This window comes from Streptomyces sp. NBC_00887 (assembly GCF_045207585.1).
The window spans coordinates 4,582,803-4,601,087 of sequence record NZ_CP108788.1; the positions used below are offsets into that span (position 1 = coordinate 4,582,803).

16 protein-coding genes are annotated in these 18,285 nt (G+C 71.5%); 8 read left to right on the top strand and 8 right to left on the bottom strand.

All coding sequences use genetic code 11. The features are described from left to right. Positions 1–1,074 carry an amidase gene (locus OG844_RS20720; RefSeq protein ID WP_406392174.1) on the top strand — a complete coding sequence of 358 codons (1,074 nt, stop codon included), beginning with the start codon at positions 1–3 and terminating at the stop codon, positions 1,072–1,074. On the opposite strand, the gene OG844_RS20725 is transcribed toward OG844_RS20720, so the two are convergent. Together OG844_RS20725 and OG844_RS20730 are read right to left on the bottom strand one after the other, a co-directional pair. Next, positions 1,067–1,906: a hypothetical protein gene (locus OG844_RS20725; RefSeq protein WP_406392176.1), complete on the bottom strand. Its 840-nt coding sequence runs from the start codon at positions 1,904–1,906 to the stop codon at positions 1,067–1,069. The two genes, OG844_RS20720 and OG844_RS20725, sit on opposite strands and share 8 nt — an antisense overlap. A 93-nt stretch (positions 1,907–1,999) precedes the next feature. Further along, positions 2,000–3,112 carry a ferritin-like domain-containing protein gene (locus OG844_RS20730; protein WP_406392178.1) on the bottom strand — a complete coding sequence of 371 codons (1,113 nt, stop codon included), beginning with the start codon at positions 3,110–3,112 and terminating at the stop codon, positions 2,000–2,002. 177 nt (positions 3,113–3,289) lie between these two features. Between OG844_RS20730 and OG844_RS20735 the strand changes: the two genes are divergently transcribed. From OG844_RS20735 to OG844_RS20755, 5 genes are all read left to right on the top strand, one after another. Beyond that, entirely contained in the window at positions 3,290–4,225 is a 936-nt protein-coding gene (locus OG844_RS20735) for a diiron oxygenase (RefSeq protein WP_406392179.1), read from the top strand. 41 nt (positions 4,226–4,266) lie between these two features. Further along, positions 4,267–5,046 carry a TetR/AcrR family transcriptional regulator gene (locus OG844_RS20740; protein WP_406392181.1) on the top strand — a complete coding sequence of 260 codons (780 nt, stop codon included), beginning with the start codon at positions 4,267–4,269 and terminating at the stop codon, positions 5,044–5,046. A 102-nt stretch (positions 5,047–5,148) separates the two neighbouring features. Further along, positions 5,149–5,424 (top strand): hypothetical protein, encoded by a 276-nt coding sequence (locus OG844_RS20745; RefSeq protein WP_406392183.1) that lies wholly within the window; start codon positions 5,149–5,151, stop codon positions 5,422–5,424. A gap of 73 nt (positions 5,425–5,497) precedes the next feature. Continuing rightward, complete coding sequence (locus OG844_RS20750; RefSeq protein WP_406392184.1) at positions 5,498–8,278, top strand: PQQ-binding-like beta-propeller repeat protein; 2,781 nt, start codon at positions 5,498–5,500, stop codon at positions 8,276–8,278. 153 nt (positions 8,279–8,431) lie between these two features. Then, the gene (locus OG844_RS20755) at positions 8,432–9,592 is read left to right on the top strand and encodes an NlpC/P60 family protein (RefSeq protein WP_406392186.1); all 1,161 of its coding nucleotides are present in this window, start codon (positions 8,432–8,434) and stop codon (positions 9,590–9,592) included. Between the two features lie 62 nt (positions 9,593–9,654). Here the strand turns inward: OG844_RS20755 and OG844_RS20760 are convergent, their stop codons facing one another. Genes OG844_RS20760 through OG844_RS20780 form a run of 5 tightly spaced genes read right to left on the bottom strand, consistent with a single transcriptional unit; the run spans position 9,655 to position 15,461 of the window. Next, on the bottom strand, positions 9,655–10,896 hold the full coding sequence (locus OG844_RS20760) for a styrene monooxygenase/indole monooxygenase family protein (RefSeq protein ID WP_406392187.1): 1,242 nt from the start codon (positions 10,894–10,896) through the stop codon (positions 9,655–9,657). Positions 10,897–10,935: 39 nt separating this feature from the next. Then, positions 10,936–11,586 carry an ATP/GTP-binding protein gene (locus OG844_RS20765; RefSeq protein WP_351174928.1) on the bottom strand — a complete coding sequence of 217 codons (651 nt, stop codon included), beginning with the start codon at positions 11,584–11,586 and terminating at the stop codon, positions 10,936–10,938. Further along, a complete protein-coding gene (locus OG844_RS20770; RefSeq protein WP_406392188.1) occupies positions 11,567–11,980 on the bottom strand; it encodes a DUF742 domain-containing protein in 414 nt (137 codons plus the stop codon). The genes OG844_RS20765 and OG844_RS20770 overlap by 20 nt, the downstream gene beginning before the upstream one ends. Continuing rightward, complete coding sequence (locus OG844_RS20775; RefSeq protein ID WP_406392189.1) at positions 11,977–12,465, bottom strand: roadblock/LC7 domain-containing protein; 489 nt, start codon at positions 12,463–12,465, stop codon at positions 11,977–11,979. Before OG844_RS20775 ends, OG844_RS20770 begins: the two co-directional genes overlap by 4 nt. Beyond that, positions 12,462–15,461, bottom strand: a complete 3,000-nt coding sequence (locus OG844_RS20780) for a nitrate- and nitrite sensing domain-containing protein (protein WP_406396201.1) — start codon at positions 15,459–15,461, stop codon at positions 12,462–12,464. The genes OG844_RS20775 and OG844_RS20780 overlap by 4 nt, the downstream gene beginning before the upstream one ends. 363 nt (positions 15,462–15,824) lie before the next feature. Here OG844_RS20780 and OG844_RS20785 point away from each other — a divergent pair, with 363 nt between their 5' ends. After that, positions 15,825–16,610 carry a hypothetical protein gene (locus OG844_RS20785; RefSeq protein ID WP_406392191.1) on the top strand — a complete coding sequence of 262 codons (786 nt, stop codon included), beginning with the start codon at positions 15,825–15,827 and terminating at the stop codon, positions 16,608–16,610. Between the two features lie 67 nt (positions 16,611–16,677). On the opposite strand, the gene OG844_RS20790 is transcribed toward OG844_RS20785, so the two are convergent. Then, a complete protein-coding gene (locus OG844_RS20790) occupies positions 16,678–17,175 on the bottom strand; it encodes a MarR family winged helix-turn-helix transcriptional regulator (protein ID WP_406392192.1) in 498 nt (165 codons plus the stop codon). Between the two features lie 239 nt (positions 17,176–17,414). Between OG844_RS20790 and OG844_RS20795 the strand changes: the two genes are divergently transcribed. Then, the gene (locus OG844_RS20795; protein WP_406392193.1) at positions 17,415–18,248 is read left to right on the top strand and encodes a lysozyme; all 834 of its coding nucleotides are present in this window, start codon (positions 17,415–17,417) and stop codon (positions 18,246–18,248) included. The last annotated feature ends 37 nt before the right edge of the window (positions 18,249–18,285 follow it).

Here is an 18,285-nt window from a genome sequence, read left to right on the forward strand (position 1 = left end):
ATGAGTTCAGCAGTGGCGGCGGCGCTGGCCCGGATCGACGAACTGGACCCGGAGCTTTGCGCGTTCACCGAGGTGTGGCACGAGGACGCCCTGGCCCGGGAGCGGACCGCCCGGGACCTTCCGCTCGCAGGCCTGCCGTTCGCGGTGAAGGGCAGCGCGGGCATCCGCTCGTACGCGGCCCGCCGCCTGACCGCCGCGGGCGCCGTCCCGGTGGGTGCGACCTCGGTCCCCGGCCCGGACACGCACTGGCAGACGTGGGGGCAGGGCGCGCACGGCCGTACGGTGAACCCCTGGCACCCCGACCGCACCCCCGGCGGCTCGTCGGCGGGTTCGGCGGTGGCGGTCGCGACGGGCATGGTGGACCTGGCCACGGGCAGCGACGGGGCGGGGTCGGTACGGATCCCGGCGGCGTGGTGCGGGGTGTTCGGCCTGAAGACGACCACGGGGCTGCTGCCCTCCCCGGACCGCACGGGCCTCGCCTCCCCCGGCGTGCTCGCGAGCTCGGCGGCGCGGGCCGGAACGTATCTGCGGCACGTACTGGACGGGTACGCACCACGGCCACCGCGGCTCCCGATCCGCGCCGCCTACAGCCCGGACCTGGGCTTCGCGTCCGTGGACGCGGACGTCGCGGAGGTGACGCGAGCCGCGGTGGAGCGGCTGGCCGCGGCCGGAGTCGTCCACCTCGTCAGGGACCCCGTCACGCTGCTCGACCCCGCGGAGGCGTGGACGGCGGTACGCGGGGGATCGCCGACCCCCGCCGACCGGGCGCTCCGCGCCGCCAACGCCCGCACCCTCGACGCCTTCTTCGCCCGCACACCGGTGCTGCTCACTCCGGTCACTCCGAACGCGCCGCACGGTCACGACGGCCCGGGTGACGTCTACTCCACGGCTCTCACCTGGGCGTTCAACCTCAGCGGCCATCCGGCGGCGAGCATGCCGGCCGGATTCACCCCGGACGGCTGCCCGGCAGGCCTCCAGCTGGTGACCGACCGGGGAACGGACGCGGAGCTGCTGGGCATGGCCTGCGCGGCGGAACGCGCCCTGCCGCCGTCGCGTCCGCCCCGGTTCAGCTGATCGGCTTGCGGATCTCGGAGCGGACCTTCGCGGTGTCCTCGGCGACCCTGGCCAGGTCGAGCGACTCCGGAGCCTCGTTGAGCTCGGCCGGCCGGATCACGGCGACCGTGGCGGCGGTGTTCGCGTCGCCCCACGCGCACATCGGCATGTTGACGGTCAGGCCGATCTCCTTGGACTGCACGACCTGGCACTCCACCGTGAGGTCGTACCCCTCGGGCGTGAACTCCTTGGGCGGCACGACCACCTTCGCGTTGTCCGCCCCGGCCGCCCCCTCCATCATCTTGCTCCGCATGAGGGCGGGGCCGGCGAGCCGCCCGTACATGCCGGAGAGCACCAGCATGCCGTTCTCCTCCGAGCCGTACTGCGCTACGACGGCCCTGCCGTCCCGGATGCTCGCGTCGGGGGTGTCCTCGATCTTCTTGCCCTCGGTGTCCGACAGGTCCTTGGTGAGGGTGAACTCCCCCTCCAGGACCGTCTTCTCCACGACCAGCCTGTGCGTGGCCTCGGGGAACACGGCGTCCGCGCCCTTGCCGACCAGCTCGTAGACACCGAAGACGACGGCGATGACGCCGACGAGCGACCCGGCGACGATGCCGACGATCAGTCCGGTCCGCTTCCTGCGCGGTGGCCGCGGCTGCAGGCCGGGCATGCCGGGCTGCGCCACGTGCTGCGGCTGCCCCCACGGCCCGGGTGCGCCCTGCGGCTGCTGGGGCGGGTACCCGTAGCCCGGCTGCTGAGGAATCGCGGGCCCCGGGGGCTGCCGCCCGTACGGATTCTGCTGAGGCTGAGGCGGCCCGTACGGGCCGTGGGGCGGCTGCGGCGGCATGGTCATGCGCTCACGTTACGTCCCCACCGAGAACAGACATTCGATGCGCGCGCATCGGTATCACGTCGCAGGATTCGCCCCACCGGCCGGACGGCGCCGTCACGCCGGCGAGGCACCGCCCTCCGCTATCGCGTCCGCGACCTCCGCCACCCGTGCCTGCTCCTCCACCGCGAAGCGGTCCCGGTCCAGCTGCTCGGCTATCTCCTCGTCCTGCGCCATCAGCAGGTCGAGGCTGGAGTCCCCGAGCTCGAAGACGCCCATGTCGACGTACGCCTTCTGGAGCCGTTCGCCCCACAGGCCGATGTCCTTGACACAGGGGACGATCCGGCTGAACAGCAGCGTGCGGAAGAGCTGCAGGTACTCCGAGTGCTCGGAGAGCTCCATGGCCTCCTGCTTGCCGATGCCGAAGTTCTCCAGCACCTCGACGCCGCTGAGCCGGTCGCGCATCAGGTAGCAGCCCTCGATGACGAAGTCCTCGCGCTCACGCAGTTCCGCGTCGCCGAGCTGCTTGTAGTAGTCGCGCAGCGCCATCCGCCCGAAGGCGACGTGCCGGGCCTCGTCCTGCATGACGTAGGCGAGGATCTGCTTCGGCAGCGGCTTGGTCGTCGTGTCGCGGATCATGCCGAACGCGGCGAGCGCGAGGCCTTCGATGAGGACCTGCATGCCGAGGTAGGGCATGTCCCAGCGGGAGTCGCGCAGGGTGTCGCCGAGCAGTCCCTGGAGGTTGTCGTTGATCGGGTAGAGCATCCCGATCTTCTCGTGCAGGAAGCGGCCGTAGACCTCCGCGTGCCTGGCCTCGTCCATCGTCTGGGTCGCGGAGTAGAACTTCGCGTCCAGGTCGGGGACCGACTCGACGATCCGCGCCGCGCAGACCATCGCGCCCTGCTCGCCGTGCAGGAACTGACTGAACTGCCAGGAGGAGTAGTGCTTGCGCAGCTCACCCCGGTCCCGCTCGGTCATCTTCGCCCAGTGCGGGGTGCCGTAGAGCGTGAGAGCCTCGTCGGGGGTGCCCAGCGGGTCGGTGGGGTCGACCTCCAGGCTCCAGTCGATGCGCTTGTTGCCGTCCCACTGCTTGTCCTTGCCCTTCTGGTAGAGGGCGAGCAGGCGTTCGCGGCCGTCGTCGTAGTCCCAGCTGAACCGGGCCGCTCCGGTGGCGGGAACCTGCCACGACGGGGCCTGGGGGGCGTTGATGTAGAGGTCGTGTGTCGACACGGACAGCTCCTTCGCCTGGCGAGGATCGTAAGTTCCGTGGTGCTGAGTGCAGTTGGCAGGTTCACACGTTGGTAGACGCCGGGTCAACAAGTCGCGCACAAGGGATTGACTGCCTTGCTGACGAGCAGTCTCATAAGAGACGACCGCCGGAAGCCCACGTGCGAGGTGCCCTCAGCCATGACGACCGTGACCGAGAAGGACGTTCAGGCGCTTAGCGATGCGCTCGGCCCTCTCAAGGACCGCGAACAGCTCGCCGCCCGCCTGCTCGAAGCGTCCGCCAAGCACTCCTTCGACCCCGACACCGAACTCGACTGGGACTCTCCCGTCGAGGACGGCAAGTGGTTCCTGCCGCCCGAGCTGGTCTCCCTCTACGACACCCCGCTGTGGCGGAAGACGTCCGAGGAACAGCGGATGGACCTCGCCCGGCACGAGGCGGCTTCACTCGCCTCCCTCGGCATCTGGTTCGAGATCATCCTCATGCAGCTGCTCGTACGGCACATCTACGACAAGTCGGTGACCAGCAACCACGTCCGCTACGCGCTCACCGAGATAGCCGACGAGTGCCGGCACTCGATGATGTTCGCCCGCATGATCCAGTGGGGCAAGTGGCCCACCTATCCGGTACCTCCGCGCTACCACAACCTGGCGCGCGTGATGAAGACCGTCTCCACCACCCCCGGTTCGTTCGCCGCGACCCTGCTCGGCGAGGAGATCCTCGACTGGATGCAGCGGCTGACCTTCCCGGACGAGCGCGTGCAGACGCTGGTACGCGGCGTGACCCGCATCCACGTCGTCGAGGAGGCCAGGCATGTCCGGTACGCCCGCGAGGAGCTGCGCCGTCAGATGGTCACCGCGCCCCGCTGGGAACGGGAGTTCACCCGGGTCAGCTGCGGGGAGGCGGCACGGGTCTTCTCCGTCTGCTTCGTCAACCCCCAGGTCTACGAGAACGTCGGCCTGGACCGCCGGGAGGCAGTCGCCCAGGTGAAGGCGAGCGGCCACCGCACGGAGGTCATGCAGACGGGCGCCAAGCGGCTGACGGACTTCTTCGACGACATCGGGCTGCTGAACGGTGTCGGCCGCAGGCTGTGGAAGAGCTCGGGCCTGCTGGCCTGAGCGAACTCCCCTTCGCGAGGGGTTCGCTTAGGCTTCGGAGCATGACGTCCGCCGCTGCTGCCCCGCCGACCCGCGCGTACCGAAGGCTCGGCGTCGAGGAGCGGCGCGCCCAGCTCCTCGGCGCGGCGCTCAGCCTCTTCGCGCACCGGGCCCCGGACGACGTGTCGCTCGACGAGGTGGCGACCGTGGCCGGGGTCTCCCGGCCGCTCGTCTACCGGTACTTCCCCGGCGGACGTCAGCAGTTGTACGAGGCCGCGCTCGGGTCGGCCGCCGAGAAGCTGACGCTGTGCTTCGCGGAGCCCTCCGTCGGCCCGCCCACCGAGCGGGTCGGCCGGGTCCTGGACCGCTACCTGGGCTTCGTCGACGAACACGACACCGGGTTCAGCGCGTTGCTGCGCGGTGGCAGCGTCGCCGAGACCTCGCGTACGACCACCATCGTGGACGGCGTACGGCGCGCGGCGTCCGAACAGATCCTCCTGCACCTGGGCAGGGGATCGGGTCCCGGTCTGCAGCCCGCCGGGCCCCGGCTGCGGATGATGGTGCGCACCTGGATCGCGGCCGTCGAGGCTGCCTCCCTCATCTGGCTGGACGAGGACAAGCAGCCCGCGGCGACCGAACTGCGCGGCTGGCTGGTCGACCATCTGATCGGCCTGCTGGCGGTGACGGCCACCACGGACGCGGAGACCGCGTCCGTGGTGGCGGACCTGCTGGGCCAGGAGACCGCCGACGGCCCGGTCGGACGGCTTGCGGCACTGGTGATCCCGGTGGCCGGCGAGGCGGCGACGCGCCCGCTGCCCTCGGGTCAGGCCGCACAGGGCTGAGGGTCGACGGACGGTCAGTTCTCCCGGCGGACCCCGGGGGCCGTCCTCACCCGCCGAACCGGCCGAGGGGCCGCGTCCGGTCCTCTGGGTCACACTGGCACCGTGAAAAGCGAGAACACCCCCTTCACCGGCGGCCCCCTGGACGGCAGGGTCCTGCCCGTCCTGCTCGGCCCCACCGGACATCCGCCCAAGTGGTACGAGGTTCCCGTGCCGGACGCCGACGGCGGACCGGACACCGTGTACGCCTACCGGCGCGCCCCGGCCGGCTATACGAAGCGGCTCCGGCTGCAGCGCGGCTGGGTGTACGAGTACGTGCCCGGGGGCCGCGAGCGCCGCACCCTCAAGTGGCCCTGGAACAAGCCCGGCAGCGGCGCCTGAGCCGGTGGGGGGAACCGGACCAACTAAGATCGACGGTCAGGTGCCGAGGGCACGGTGACAAGGGGGGTGCGCCATGGAGGCGCTGCGTCAGGACGATCCACGCCACTTCGGGCCGTACACCGTGCTGGCACGCTTCCGTGAGACCGCGAGCGCGGTGCACTATCTGGCCGGAGGCGCCGACGCCGACGACATCGCCGTGGTGGCCGCCGCCCGGCCCTCCCTGGCCGCGGTGCCCGCCTTCAGCCGCCGCTTCCAGTCCGAGGCCCGCACGGCCGAACGGCTGGCCGGCGGCTGGGTGCAGCCGCCGCTCGCCGCACCGGCGGACGCCCTGTGGACTGCGGCTGCGTACGTGCCCGCCCTGACGCTCGCCGAGGCGATCGATCTCGCGGGGCCGCTGCCCGAGCGTGCCGTGCGGATACTGGGCGCCGGCCTGGCCGAGACCCTCTCCCGGGTGCACGCCACCGGGGCGGTCCTCCAAGGGCTCGCGCCCGGGACGGTGCTGCTGGCGGAGGACGGGCCCCGGCTGACCGCGTTCGGCCCCCTGGGCGCGGCTGCCGCAGCCGAGGCGAACGCGAGCGGGCAACTGTCCGTGCGGCTCGGCTACCTCACCCCCGAGCAGGTCGACGGCAAGGACGTGGGCCCGGCCTCCGACCTCTTCGTGCTCGGGCTCCTGCTGGCGTACGCGGCGACGGGGACGACCCCGCTCGCCGACGGACCCGCCGCCGAGGCGGCCGAGCGGATCGCGCACGCCTCCGCGGAACTCGACTCCGTACCCGACGAGTTGCGTGACCTGATCGCGGGCTGCCTGGCGAAGGACCCCGCCGACCGGCCGAGCGCGGGCTCGGTCGCGGCGGAGCTGGCGCTGGAGGGCGCGGCGGGCCTCGCCAAGGGCGGCTGGCTCCCCGAGCGGCTGGCGGCGTCGGTGGCGGACCAGGCCGCGCGGGTACGGGCGCTGCGGGTGCCGCAGAAGGGAGCGGATCCGGAAGCGGCCGCCGGCCAGGCAGTGACCGAACCTGCCGACAGCGCACCTGCCCCGGCATCCGGCCCTGCCGCACCCGAGGACGTCCGGCCCGCTTCCGAACGTGCCGACGGAGCCTCCGCCGGCCCGCAGGACGCACGGCCTGCCGAAGCACCGAGCGGTGCTGTCGGGGAGAGCGGAAACCTCGCGGCGCCCACCGGCACCCAGGACGTCGGCACCCCGGACGCCGGCCACCGGGAGGGAGGACTGCCCGTCCCCGCCTCCGCCGACGGGGACATCGGCGACAGCAGGACCACCCGTTTCCTGGGGACCGTCTCGCCCGCCCCGCGGACCGACCGGGCGACGACCCAGCTCGCCGTCCCGCGCGAACTGGCCGCGGGTCCGCAGGCGCAGCCACCGGAGCCCGTCCGGCCCACCACCCCTCCCGCAGCCCCTGTTTCCGCACCCGCCGCTCAGCCGTACCCGTACACGTACCCTGCCGCCGCACCGCAGGGCGCCCCCGCCCCGCTCCCGCTGCCCGCCCAGGCGCCCGCGGCACCGGCAGCTGCCGCAGCGTCCCCCACGAGCCGGCGTGCCCTGCTCACCGTGGTCGCCGCCGGGGCGGCAGGACTGATCGTCGGCGGGGGTGCGGTGGCCGCGCTCGGGTCCGGTGACGACGCCTCGGCCGCCGACGACAAGCCCGCGCCGAAGCCCCGCCGCGCCCTTCCCGGGCAGGCGCCGGAGCCCAGTTGGATCTACACGCATCCGGCCGCCGAGCCCGCCCCGCCCACCTCCGGGGTCTGGGGGGACAAGCTGCTGGTGCTGACCGGCACGACCGGGGCGACGGGCATCGATCTGCGGACCGGGCGGAAGCTCTGGGAGCGTGCGGACGCCGCCGGCGCCCAGGCGGTGCTGGCCGCCGGCAAGGACCTCTGCTTCCTGGCGAGCCCCACCGAGTTCCTCTGGCTGTCCCCGAAGGACGGGCAGGTCAAGCACCGGGTCCGGTTCGTGGACCAGTTCACCGGCGTACCGAACATGAAGGTGGCCCCGCTCACCGGCCAGTCCGGCTCCGTCGTCTGGTTCACCGGCTCCCACACCGTCCTCGTGAAGGCCCCCACGCCGAAGAAGGGCCAGAAGCCCGGCAAGGACACGCAGGTCGTCAAGGCGTACTTCTTCGCGTACGACATCGTCCTGCGCAAGGAACTCTGGCGCGTCGCCGTCCCCGCGGGCCGGTCCCCGGGCACTCCCGACTACCGGTTGACCGCGGTCCGGGCCGCCGATCTCGTCGTCCGCCAGAACGCGGCGACGCTGACACCGGCCGACGTCACGGCAGGAAAGGGCAAGGCGTTCTTCCGCTGCTTCGACCGGAAGACGGGAAAGCTGCTGTGGTCCCGGCAGTTCGGCGCGCTCACACCGGCCGGCGCGGTGCTCGGCGACGAGGAGGGCCGGCTGTACGGAGGGGTGGGCGACGACCTGCAGGCCTTCGAGACGGCCACCGCGAAGCCGGTGTGGACCCTGAACGGCACGGCGGCGTCGGTGTTCGGCACGCCCGTTCTGGCCGGGAAGCTGCTCCACACCACGAATCGCAACCAGGAGGTCGGCGCGGTCGACCGGGCGACCGGGAAGCTGCTCTGGCGGCGCTCCACGGAGGTGCCACTCGGCGGCAACGCCCCCACCCTCACTCTCAGCAGCGGCGCCAAGACCCTGCTCGCGGCGGACGCGTCGCAGGTGACCGCGTTCGCGGCGGCCGACGGGCGCCGGCTGTGGAAGTTCCAGGACATCGGGGCGCAGGACCCCGAGGGCGCCACGGTCGGCGCGCCGTACCGGGTGCTGGCCGCCGGGAAGACCGTCGTCGTCCAGCGGGGCGGGGTCTTCTACGCGTTCCCGGTGGAGTGAGGCGTTCGGGCGTCCGCCGTCCGGGCGGTCCTCCGGACGCCACGCCCCGCGGTTCTTGCATCATCTGACACCGACTGACCGGATTGACGAGATCCGAGCATTTGTGGGGTAGTCCGATTTTTGGGCGGCGCCCCCGTCACCGGAGGTGATGTCGTGTCAGGCAAAGTCGCGCGCACGCTCTGCACGGCGGTGCTGGCCGCGGTCGTGGCCGCCTCCCCCGCCACCGCGGAACCGGCGGACCCGAGCCCCGCACCGGCGGACCCGAGCGCCGCACCGGCCCCCGACGCCCCGCAGGGCGTCGCCGGGCTGCTCGAGCGGCTGCAGACGCTCTATCAGGAGGCCGAGGAGGCCGGCGAGATCTACAACGGCACGGCCGAGGAGCTCAGGAAGCGGACCGCCGAGGCCAAGAAGCTGGACACCGCTCTCGCCAAGGCACGCACGGTGCTGGATTCGAGCCGCCGGGATGCCGGACGCCTGGCCCGCGCCCAGTACCAGGGGCGCACCGACTTCTCCGTGTACATGCGGCTGCTGCTGTCCGACAACCCCGAGCACGCGCTGGCGCAGAGCCATGTGATCGAGCGGGCCCAGGCGGGCCGGTCGGCCGCGGTCGGCAGGCTCACGGACGCCGAGAAGCGTGCCGACAGCCTGGCGACCAGGTCACGTGCGGCGCTGGACCGGCAGCAGTCGCTGGCCAGGAAGCAGAAGCGGCAGCGCGACACCGTGCGGTCCCGGCTGGAGGAGGTCGAGGGGCTCCTCGCCTCCCTGTCCGACGAGCAGATCGAGGCTCTTGCGCAGCTGGAGCGGAAGAACATCGACGAGGCCCAGGACGAGCTGGTCGCCTCGGGGGCGCTGAGCTCGGCCCGCCCGCCGTCCGAGCAGGGCGGTGACGCCGTGCGGTACGCGATCGAGCAGATCGGCAAGCCGTACGTCTGGGGGGCGGAGGGACCCGAGTCCTTCGACTGCTCCGGCCTCACCTCGCAGGCATGGACGGCGGCGGGGCGGACCATTCCGCGTACCTCGCAGGAGCAGTGGCGGCAGCTGCCGAAGGTACCGGTCGAGTCGCTGCGCCCCGGCGATCTGGTGATCTACTTCCCCAGGGCCACCCATGTGGCGCTGTACATCGGCGACGGTCTCGTCGTGCAGGCACCCAGACCCGGCGCCACGGTCAAGGTCTCACCCGTGGCGTCGAACCCGCTGCTGGGCGCGGTCCGTCCGGACCCCGGCGGCGAGCCGCTGTCCACGTACACGCTGCCGGAGCTGCCCGACGAGGCCTCCTCGGGGCCGGACACGGGCTACGACGCTCCGGACGAGTGAGCCGGGCGCGCCCCGCCGTCGTGACCGGCGGGGCGGCCCGGCCGCCGTCGTTCGCGTGGACGTCAGGCCCGCGCGCCCGAGACCTCGGCGAGGTACGCGTTCGTACGGTCGGGCTCGAAGAAGAAGTTGTCGAAGTCCGCCGGGTCGTTGAACCCGTTGGCGAAGCGGTCGGCGACCGGCTGGAGCTGACCGGCGGCACCGATCAGGTTCAGCACGTGCTCCGGCGGGACGCCGAGCATCGCGTTCGTCCACTTCGTCACATGCTGGGCGGTGTCCCAGTACCGGTCGAACGTGGACTGCATCCAGTCCGCGTCGAACGCGCGGTCGCCGTGCTCGATGATCGAGTCCAGGTAGGCCTTCGCACACTTGGACGCCGAGTTGGAACCCTGGCCGGTGATCGGGTCGTTGGCCACGACCACGTCCGCCACACCGAGCACCAGGCCGCCGCCGGGCAGCCGCCCGATCGGCTTGCGGACGGTCGGGGCGTAACGGCCCGCCAGCGTGCCGTTGGCATCGGTCAGTTCGACCTTGGTGGCGCGTGCGTACTCCCACGGGGTGAACTTCTCCATGAGCTCCAGGGTCTTGGCGAGGTGCTCGGAAGGGTCCTTGATGCCCTGGAAGGCGTCGAGGGGGCCGCCGGGGATGCCCTCCCAGAACAGGATGTCCGCGCGGCCCGAAGTGGTCAGCGTCGGCATCACGAAGAGTTCGCCGACACCGGGGACCATGTTGCAGCGGACCGCGTCGAAGTCCGGGTGCTCCGGGCGTGGGCCCATGCCGTGGACGTACGAGACGGCCAGCGCACGCTGCGGGGCGTCGTACGGCGAACGGGACGCGTCCCGACCGAACATGGAGACGAGCTCGCCCTTGCCCGCGGAGACCATCACCAGGTCGTAGGTGCGGGAGAAGTAGTCCAGGTCGGAGACGGCGGCGCCGTGGATGACGAGCTGACCGCCGCGCTGCGCGAAGGTCTCCATCCAACCGGCCATCTTCACGCGCTGGTCGACGGACTGCGCGTAGCCGTCCAGCTTGCCCACCCAGTCGATGGGACGCGAGGAGTCGGGAGCGGCGACCGAGACACCGACGCCCTCGATCCGCGGCGCCTGCGACTCCCAGAAGTTGAGCTGGAGGTCGCGTTCGTGCTGGAGAGCCGTGTGGAACATGCACTGCGTCGACATGACCCGGCCGGACCGGATCTCGTCCGCGGTGCGGTTGGACATGAGGGTGACTTCGTACCCGCTGGACTGCAGTCCTAGGGCAAGCTGGAGACCGGACTGGCCGGCTCCCACTATCAGAATCTTCCGCATCGCGGTTCTCCGTTACGTGTACGTGGGTGCGTCTGGCAGTTACGCGGGGGTGACGTCGAGCGCGTGCCCCACGAGGGCGAGCAGCGATTCGACGACCGTGATCCTCTTACGCGCATCCATGATCACAACAGGCACGTGCGGCGGTACGGTCAGGGCCTCCCTGACGTCACTCTCCTCGTAACCGGTCGATCCCTCGAAGTGGTTGACCGCGACGATGTACGGAAGTCCGCAGCTCTCGAAGTAGTCGAGTGCCGGGAAGCAGTCGGCGAGACGCCGGGTGTCGGCGAGCACGACCGCACCGATCGCGCCACGCACGAGGTCGTCCCACATGAACCAGAAGCGCTGCTGGCCCGGTGTGCCGAACACGTACAGCACGAGGTCCTCGTCGAGCGTGAGACGGCCGAAGTCCATCGCGACGGTCGTGGTGACCTTGTCGGGCGTGGAGGTGAGGTCGTCGGTCTCCTCACTGGCCTGCGTCATCATCGCTTCGGTCTGCAGAGGGGTTATCTCCGAGACCGAGCCCACGAAGGTCGTCTTGCCCACGCCGAAGCCGCCCGCGACCACGATCTTGGTCGCGATCGGCGCGCGCGTGTGGTCCAGCTGCCAGGCCTGCACCGACTCGTCGGGCTGGTCCCGAGGCCCCGGCTGACGCGGGGTGAAGAGCGGAGCCTCAGAGACGGCGGAGTCCATTGAGCACCCTTTCGAGCAGTGCGCGGTCGGGCTGACCGGTTCCGTGACCGGTTCCGTACACGCGGATCTTTCCCTGGTCGGCCAAGTCGCTGAGCAGCACCCGGACCACACCGAGCGGCATCTTCAACAGGGCCGAGATCTCCGCGACCGTACGCATACGACGGCAGAGTTCGACGATGGCGCGGAGTTCCGGCATGACCCGCGAGGTGAGGTTGCCGTTCGTGAGTTCGCGGCGCTCCTCGGGGGCCTCCAGCGCTGCGACGAACGTCTCGACGAGCAGGACGTGGCCGAAGCGGGTACGGCCGCCGGTGAGGGAGTACGGGCGGACCCGTGCGGGCCTGCGGTCGGACCCCCGGACGGGGAGCTTGCGTACGGGTTCAGCGGCAGAGGTCACTGGGCGCTCTCCATCGATTTGCGCAGTTCACTGCGGAGTTCGGGGGTGAGTACGTGTCCGGCGCGGCCGACGAAGAGCGCCATGTGGTAGGCGACGACGCTCATGTCGCAGTCGGGGGTGGCGTGCACACCCAACAGGGAGCCGTCACTGATCGACATGACGAAGACGCTTCCCTCGTCCATGGCGACCATCGTCTGTTTGACGCCGCCGGCCTCCATCAGCTTCGCGGCGCCGACGGTGAGGGAGCCGATGCCGGAGACGATGGTGGCGAGGTCGGCACTCGAGCCCTTGGGGCCCTTCTGCCGCTCGGCCGGCTCGGCCGGCTCGGCCGTCGCGAGTCCGGGGTCGGAGGAGAGCAGCATCAGTCCGTCGGACGAGACGACGGTGACCGAGTGGACCCCTGGCACCTCCTCCACGAGATTGCTCAGCAACCAGTGAAGGTTCCGGGCCTCGGTACTCAGCCCGAACGTGCTGGGCGCAGTCAACTGCGTGCCTCCTCGACTGTGTCCCCCGTCTCATCGAATCGACCATCGGTACGGTCGTCCAGCTCAGTGTGGTCGGTCTGTGGGGCGCTCTCGGCGCCGTCGCTCCCGTCGGTGCTCCCGGCGATCTCGGCATCGACGTCGCGCCGGCCGTCCCTCGCACCCTGCTGGAAGCCGCCGAGCCTGCGGCGCAGGGCGTCCCTGTCCACGCCGCCCTTGCGCTCCTTGACGGGCGCCGCGACGGGCGTGACGACCTTGGGGGTGCGCTTGGGCAGCCCCTTGTCGGTGAGGGGCTCCGTGATCGGCTGCCGCGGGCCCGGGAGGTCGTCGGCGGCGGACACGGGGTCGGTTACGGGGGCGTCCGGGGAGGCTGCGGGGCTCGTGTCGGCGGCGCGCTCGTGGCTGTCGGGTCCGATGGCGTACGGGCCGGGCGCGTCCTGCGGCACCGGCAGCCTCACCTGCATCGTGGTCTCGGACTCGGACTCGGGCTCGGCGTGCCCGGAGGCATCCGCTTCGGGCCTGTCGCTCTCCGGGCCGCGGCTCTCGGGCCCGTCGGACGCGGGTACTTCGCGCGGGAGCACGGTCGACGCGGGTTCCGCATCCGTGGGTTCCGCATCCGTGGGTTCCGCGTCCGCGGGTACTGCGTCAACGGGTACTGCGTCAGCGGGTACCGCGTCCGTGGGCTCCGCGTCCGCGCTCTCGTCGAGCGCGGCGGGGGCTGCCTGGTCACTGTCCGCGCCCGCTTCAAGGACCGTCCGCTCGGCGGCGGCGATCAGCGGGTCCTCGGACACGGGCGCCGAACGCGTCGGCAGCGCGTTGGAGTTGGCCTCCGCGACGGAACCCGGCAGGTTCAGCGTGGGCGCGTCCCCGGGCATCTGCACGGGTGGCGGCGACGAGGCGGGCGGCGCCTTCGGCAGCAGGGCCTGCGGAAGCACGACGACAGCTGTCACTCCGCCCCCCTTCTGCTCGCGCAGCTGTACCCGTACACCGTGGCGTGCGGCCAGCATCGACGTCACCTGAAGTCCGAGTCCTGCCCCGTCCGCGGCCTGTTCACCGGCCTCGAACGATGCCGGGTCGGCGAGCCCGGCATTGAGCTCGCCCATCCGGACCGCCGACATGCCGATGCCCTCGTCCTGCACGGAGAGCATCACCTCACCGGACTCCAGCAGCCAGCCGGAGAGCTCGACAGGGGAGTCGGGGGGCGAGAAGGACGTCGCGTTCTCCAGGAGTTCGGCGACCAGGTGGCTCAGGTCGTCGGCGGCGAAACCGGCGATCTGGGAGTGCGGAGGCAGGGACTGGATGGTGACCCGCTCGTACCGCTCGATCTCGCTGACGGCCGCACGCAGCACGTCGACCAGCTGGATCGGCCCGCCGTGCCCGTGCCCGTGGTCGGTACCGGCGAGGACCAGCATGTTCTCGCTGTGGCGCCGCATGACGGTGGCCATGTGGTCCAGCTTGAAGAGCGTGGCGAGGCGCTCCGGGTCCTGCTCGCGCTCCTCGAGCCCCTCGATGACACCGAGCTGGCGCTCGACGAGACCGAGCGTGCGCAGGGAGAGGTTGACGAAGGTGTGGTGGACCGTGTTCCTCAGCTGCGCCAGCGCGGTGGTGAGCTCGGCGACCTGGGCCTGGAGTTCGGCGCGCTGGACAGCGAGGGCCTCGCGGTTCGCGATCAGTCCGCCGCGCTCGCTCTGCAGGCTCTCGAAGCGGCCGGCCGTCTCGTGGTGCAGCCCGTGCAGCTTGCTGTGCAGGGTGTTGATGGACCGCACGACCTGGGCGAACTCGTCGTTGCGCCCGGTGTAGCGGACCGGCTCGGCCGCCTCGGGTTCGGCGGCGAGGCGGGCTGCGCCGATCCGCAGGACGGCGAGCGGCTGCGTGAGGGTGCGTGCGACCGCGGTGGAGACACCGACGGCGATCAGCAGACAGCCGCCGAGCAGCGCGATGCGCAGTTCGAGCGCGGTGACGTCGTCGTCGCGCAGTTGTTCGAGGCTCTTGATCCGGGCGGTGCCCAGTGCGGACTCGACGCCCCGCATCCGGTCGATGCGGGCGGAGAGCGCGGAGCGGGCCTTCTTGCGGTCGGTCCTGCGGTCCGCCTCGGACAGCTCGGGGCGGTCGGTGAGCCGGGTGAGGTACTTCTCCGCGCTGTTGACCTCGGGTCCGGTCACGGTGGACGCGAGCTTGTCCCGGGCGGCCGCGCCGGCGGCCTGGTCGAAATCGGCGAGCGAGGCGAGTTCGCGCACCCGGGCCTGCTGGGCGGCGGCACTCAACTCGTCGCGGTTGCGGTCGTTCCCGCTGTCGCCCTCGTCCTGGGTCTGGACGGGGAGGCCGGTGAACGGGTCGATCTGCGGTTCCGCCGGCTCGGTGCCGGGCACGGAGAGCGCGGCCAGGAGCAGCCCCCGGGTGGCGGAGGCCTGCTCGACTGCGCCACCGAGGGCGAGCGGTGCGCGGGTGGCGTCGGCGGCGCGGGGCGGGGTGCTCTCGGCCAGCTCGTCGGCGAGGTCGTGGAGCTTGGAGATGACCTCGGAGTACGCCTGGTGGGCCTCCAGCGCCGAGCCCTTGCCCGTGAGGGCGTCGCGGCGCAGCGAGGGGATGGCGGAGAGGTCGCGTCGCAGGGCCGCGGGGGCGGCTGCCCTGATCTCGTCCACCTGCTGGTCGACGCGGGCTGCGGGTACGCGCCCTGCGTCCTTGGCGTCGTCCTCGTCACGGCCGGCGGCGATGTGGGCGGTGACGTCGTCGCGTTCGTCGGCGAGGGAGTGGGCGAGCGTGATGGCCTGCTGGTTCAGCTCGGCGAGCGTGACCAGTCGCTGGGACTCGTTGAGATCGGAGGACGCGCCGAGAGCCGCAGGGGCTCCCGCGGCGATGACGGTGATCCCGACGACGGCGACGCCGGCGACGAGCCGACTGCGCACCCGCACGGTCCGCTTGTCAGCACCCGCTGCCGGAGGCGTCGCCCCGGAACCGTCGCGCGTGCTGTCCTTGCTCCGAGGCCGCTTCTTCTGCACCGGTGCTCGCAATCTTGACTCGTCCACCCTTGAAGCAGAGGTGACACACGGTCACGTGAAAAGGCGCCCCCGCCCTGGTACGGCTTCTGACCATTCCAGTGCTTTTGAGAGGGAGGCGCGCATCAACCGCTCCGCCACTCGAAGGAGTGAACATCACTCCGGAGTTGGCGAACAAGTCTCCCCGCGGGCGCTCCCGGCCATGCACGGGCCCCTGGGTGGAACTTCGGCCCAGGCTTTGGCAAGATGCCCGCCCGCATATGCACGGAGCCTCTCCTTCTCCCCGGGGAGGCCGCTCTGACCTGCTGGTACGACCCAACCCCTGCTTCGTGCAGCCCTCGTGAAGACATCGTGCAGACTGAACGCATGCGCATCGAGCTGGCCACCGAGCCGGGCAGTCCCGAACGCCCCAACGAGGACTGGGTATCCACCGCCCTCCCGGCAGCCGGCCTGGGCGGGGCGCTCGTCCTGCTCGACGGCGTCACGCCACCCAGGGGCGACGACGGATGTGTGCACTCGGTGCCCTGGTTCACTGCGGTACTGGGTGGCTCATTGGCCGAACTGTCCGCTTCGCGGCGGGATCTGACGCTGACCGAGATCCTCTCGATGTCCATTCGGCGCACCGCCGACACGCACCGTTCCCCGTGTGACCTTTCTCACGTACGGACACCACAGGCAACGGTGGTCATGGCGCGCTGGGACGAACAGGAGATCGAGCACCTGGTTCTTTCCGACTCCGCGCTGCTCCTCGAAGCGCCCGACGGCACGGTTCGGGCGGTCCTCGACGACCGCCTCGACCGGCTGCCACCGGACTCTCTCGCCTCCGAGGCGATCACCGACGCGCGCGTACGGAACAAGGAGGGCGGCTTCTTCACCGCAGCCGCCGACCCCGCCGTGGCATCACGCGCGGTGACCGGCCGCACCCCGCGCGCGGAGGTCCGGACGCTGGCGGCGATGACCGACGGGGCGAGCCGCTGGACGGAGACGTTCCGTGAGGGCGACTGGGCGGCCACGCTGGGGCTGCTGCGCAAGGCGGGGCCGCAGGGGCTGATCGACCGGGTCCGGGAGCTGGAGCGGGCCGACACGGACCGCACGTACCTGCGCCGCAGCAAGACGCACGACGACGCGACAGCCGTCCTGGTCGAACTGTAGGCCGAATCGAGCCGCGGCCCCGCCCGTCGTCGCGCCCGCCGGCATCCGTCCGCGACGACCGACACCCTCACTCCTCGGCGCGCTCGTTCAAGTGGTGCAGCAGCCGGGCCAGTTCCGCGACCTCGGCGCGGTCCCAGTCCGCCAGCTTGCGGGCATAGCGCCCTCTGCGGGCATCCCGGACGCTCCGGAAGCGGGCGAGACCCTCCTCGGTGAGCCGGACGAGCGAGGCACGGCCATCCGCCGGGTCGCTCTCGCGGGCAACCAGCCCCAGGGTCTCCAGCGCGCGCAGCTGTCGGCTCATGGTCGCCTTGCCGACTCCGAAGTAGGCGGCGAGCTCGGTGGCACGCTGCCGGCCGGCCGACTCCAGCCGCACGAAGAGCCCGTAGGCCGCCGACTCGAGGTCCGGGTGGACCTCGCGGGCCATCTCCCCCGAGCTGGCCCGCGCCCGGCGCAGGAACACCGCCAACTCGCGCTCCAGCGCAAGGAATTCGTGGTCCACACCACTCCCGGCCGCAGCACCGGGTCCGCTTGCGCTTCCACTCCCGTGCACGTCAGCACCCTTCATACGCTTTCCCGCCGATGAAAGTTTCTTCCAGCCCCGGCCATCGCCGCAGCTGGGCCAGTATTTCGCAGGCGTAGACCATCGGCAGCGGCCGGTCCCCCTTCCGCCGGGCGGGTCTACGTGCGTAGCTTCATGAGTGTCACGGGTGGCATGTCCACACCATGGCGGCACGCACCGCAGGAGTGTCCCGCACACGCTCCTGGGCCGGCACTTCCCCCCACCGAGTCCTCGGAGGCACGCAGATGCCCGTGCACAGATCCGGATCCGGAACGACCCGCCGCTCGCGCCTCGCCGCAGCGGGATCCCTCCTCGCCGCCCTCGCCCTCCTGCTCGCGCTGCCCGGCGCGGCCGGCGCCGCCGACGTTCCTCAGCGCGGTACGGCGAGGATGGGCCAGGGCGTCATCGCCCACGACGGACAGCAGGGCGGCAGCCCCACGGGCCCCGCCGCCGTCCAGACCGAAGGTGTGGACGTCAGCGGCCATCAGGGCAACGTCGCCTGGCAGACCCTGTGGAACAGCGGCGTGAAGTGGGCCTACGTCAAGGCCACCGAGGGCACGTACTACAAGAACACCTACTTCACGCAGCAGTACAACGGCTCGTACAACGTCGGCATGATCCGCGGCACCTACCACTTCGCCACCCCCGACACGACCAGCGGTGCGGCCCAGGCCAACTACTTCGTGGACAACGGCGGCGGCTGGTCCAGGGACGGCAGGACGCTGCCCGGCGTGCTCGACATCGAGTGGAACCCCTACGGCGCGCAGTGCTACGGGAAGACCCAGGCCGCGATGGTCTCCTGGATCCGCGACTTCACGAACACCTACAGGGCACGCACGGGGCGCGACCCGGTGATCTACACCGCCACCAGCTGGTGGAAGGACTGCACGGGCAACAACGCGAGCTTCGGAGCCACCAACCCGCTCTGGGTGGCCCGCTACAACACCACGGTCGGCGAACTGCCGGCCGGCTGGGGCTTCTACACGATGTGGCAGTACACGTCGTCCGGCCCCACGGTCGGTGACCACAACCACTTCAACGGCGCCCTCGACCGCGTGCAGGCACTCGCGAACGGCTGATCGGACCCCACCCGCACGACCCGGGCCCCGGTGACAA

Coding starts and splice junctions, on each gene's coding strand:
- OG844_RS20720 (WP_406392174.1), top strand. CDS start 1: ATGAGTTCAGCAGTGGCGGCGGCGCTGGCCCGGATCGACGAACTGGAC.
- OG844_RS20725 (WP_406392176.1), bottom strand. CDS start 1,906: ATGACCATGCCGCCGCAGCCGCCCCACGGCCCGTACGGGCCGCCTCAG.
- OG844_RS20735 (WP_406392179.1), top strand. CDS start 3,290: ATGACGACCGTGACCGAGAAGGACGTTCAGGCGCTTAGCGATGCGCTC.
- OG844_RS20740 (WP_406392181.1), top strand. CDS start 4,267: ATGACGTCCGCCGCTGCTGCCCCGCCGACCCGCGCGTACCGAAGGCTC.
- OG844_RS20750 (WP_406392184.1), top strand. CDS start 5,498: ATGGAGGCGCTGCGTCAGGACGATCCACGCCACTTCGGGCCGTACACC.
- OG844_RS20760 (WP_406392187.1), bottom strand. CDS start 10,896: ATGCGGAAGATTCTGATAGTGGGAGCCGGCCAGTCCGGTCTCCAGCTT.
- OG844_RS20765 (WP_351174928.1), bottom strand. CDS start 11,586: ATGGACTCCGCCGTCTCTGAGGCTCCGCTCTTCACCCCGCGTCAGCCG.
- OG844_RS20785 (WP_406392191.1), top strand. CDS start 15,825: ATGCGCATCGAGCTGGCCACCGAGCCGGGCAGTCCCGAACGCCCCAAC.
- OG844_RS20790 (WP_406392192.1), bottom strand. CDS start 17,175: ATGAAGGGTGCTGACGTGCACGGGAGTGGAAGCGCAAGCGGACCCGGT.
- OG844_RS20795 (WP_406392193.1), top strand. CDS start 17,415: ATGCCCGTGCACAGATCCGGATCCGGAACGACCCGCCGCTCGCGCCTC.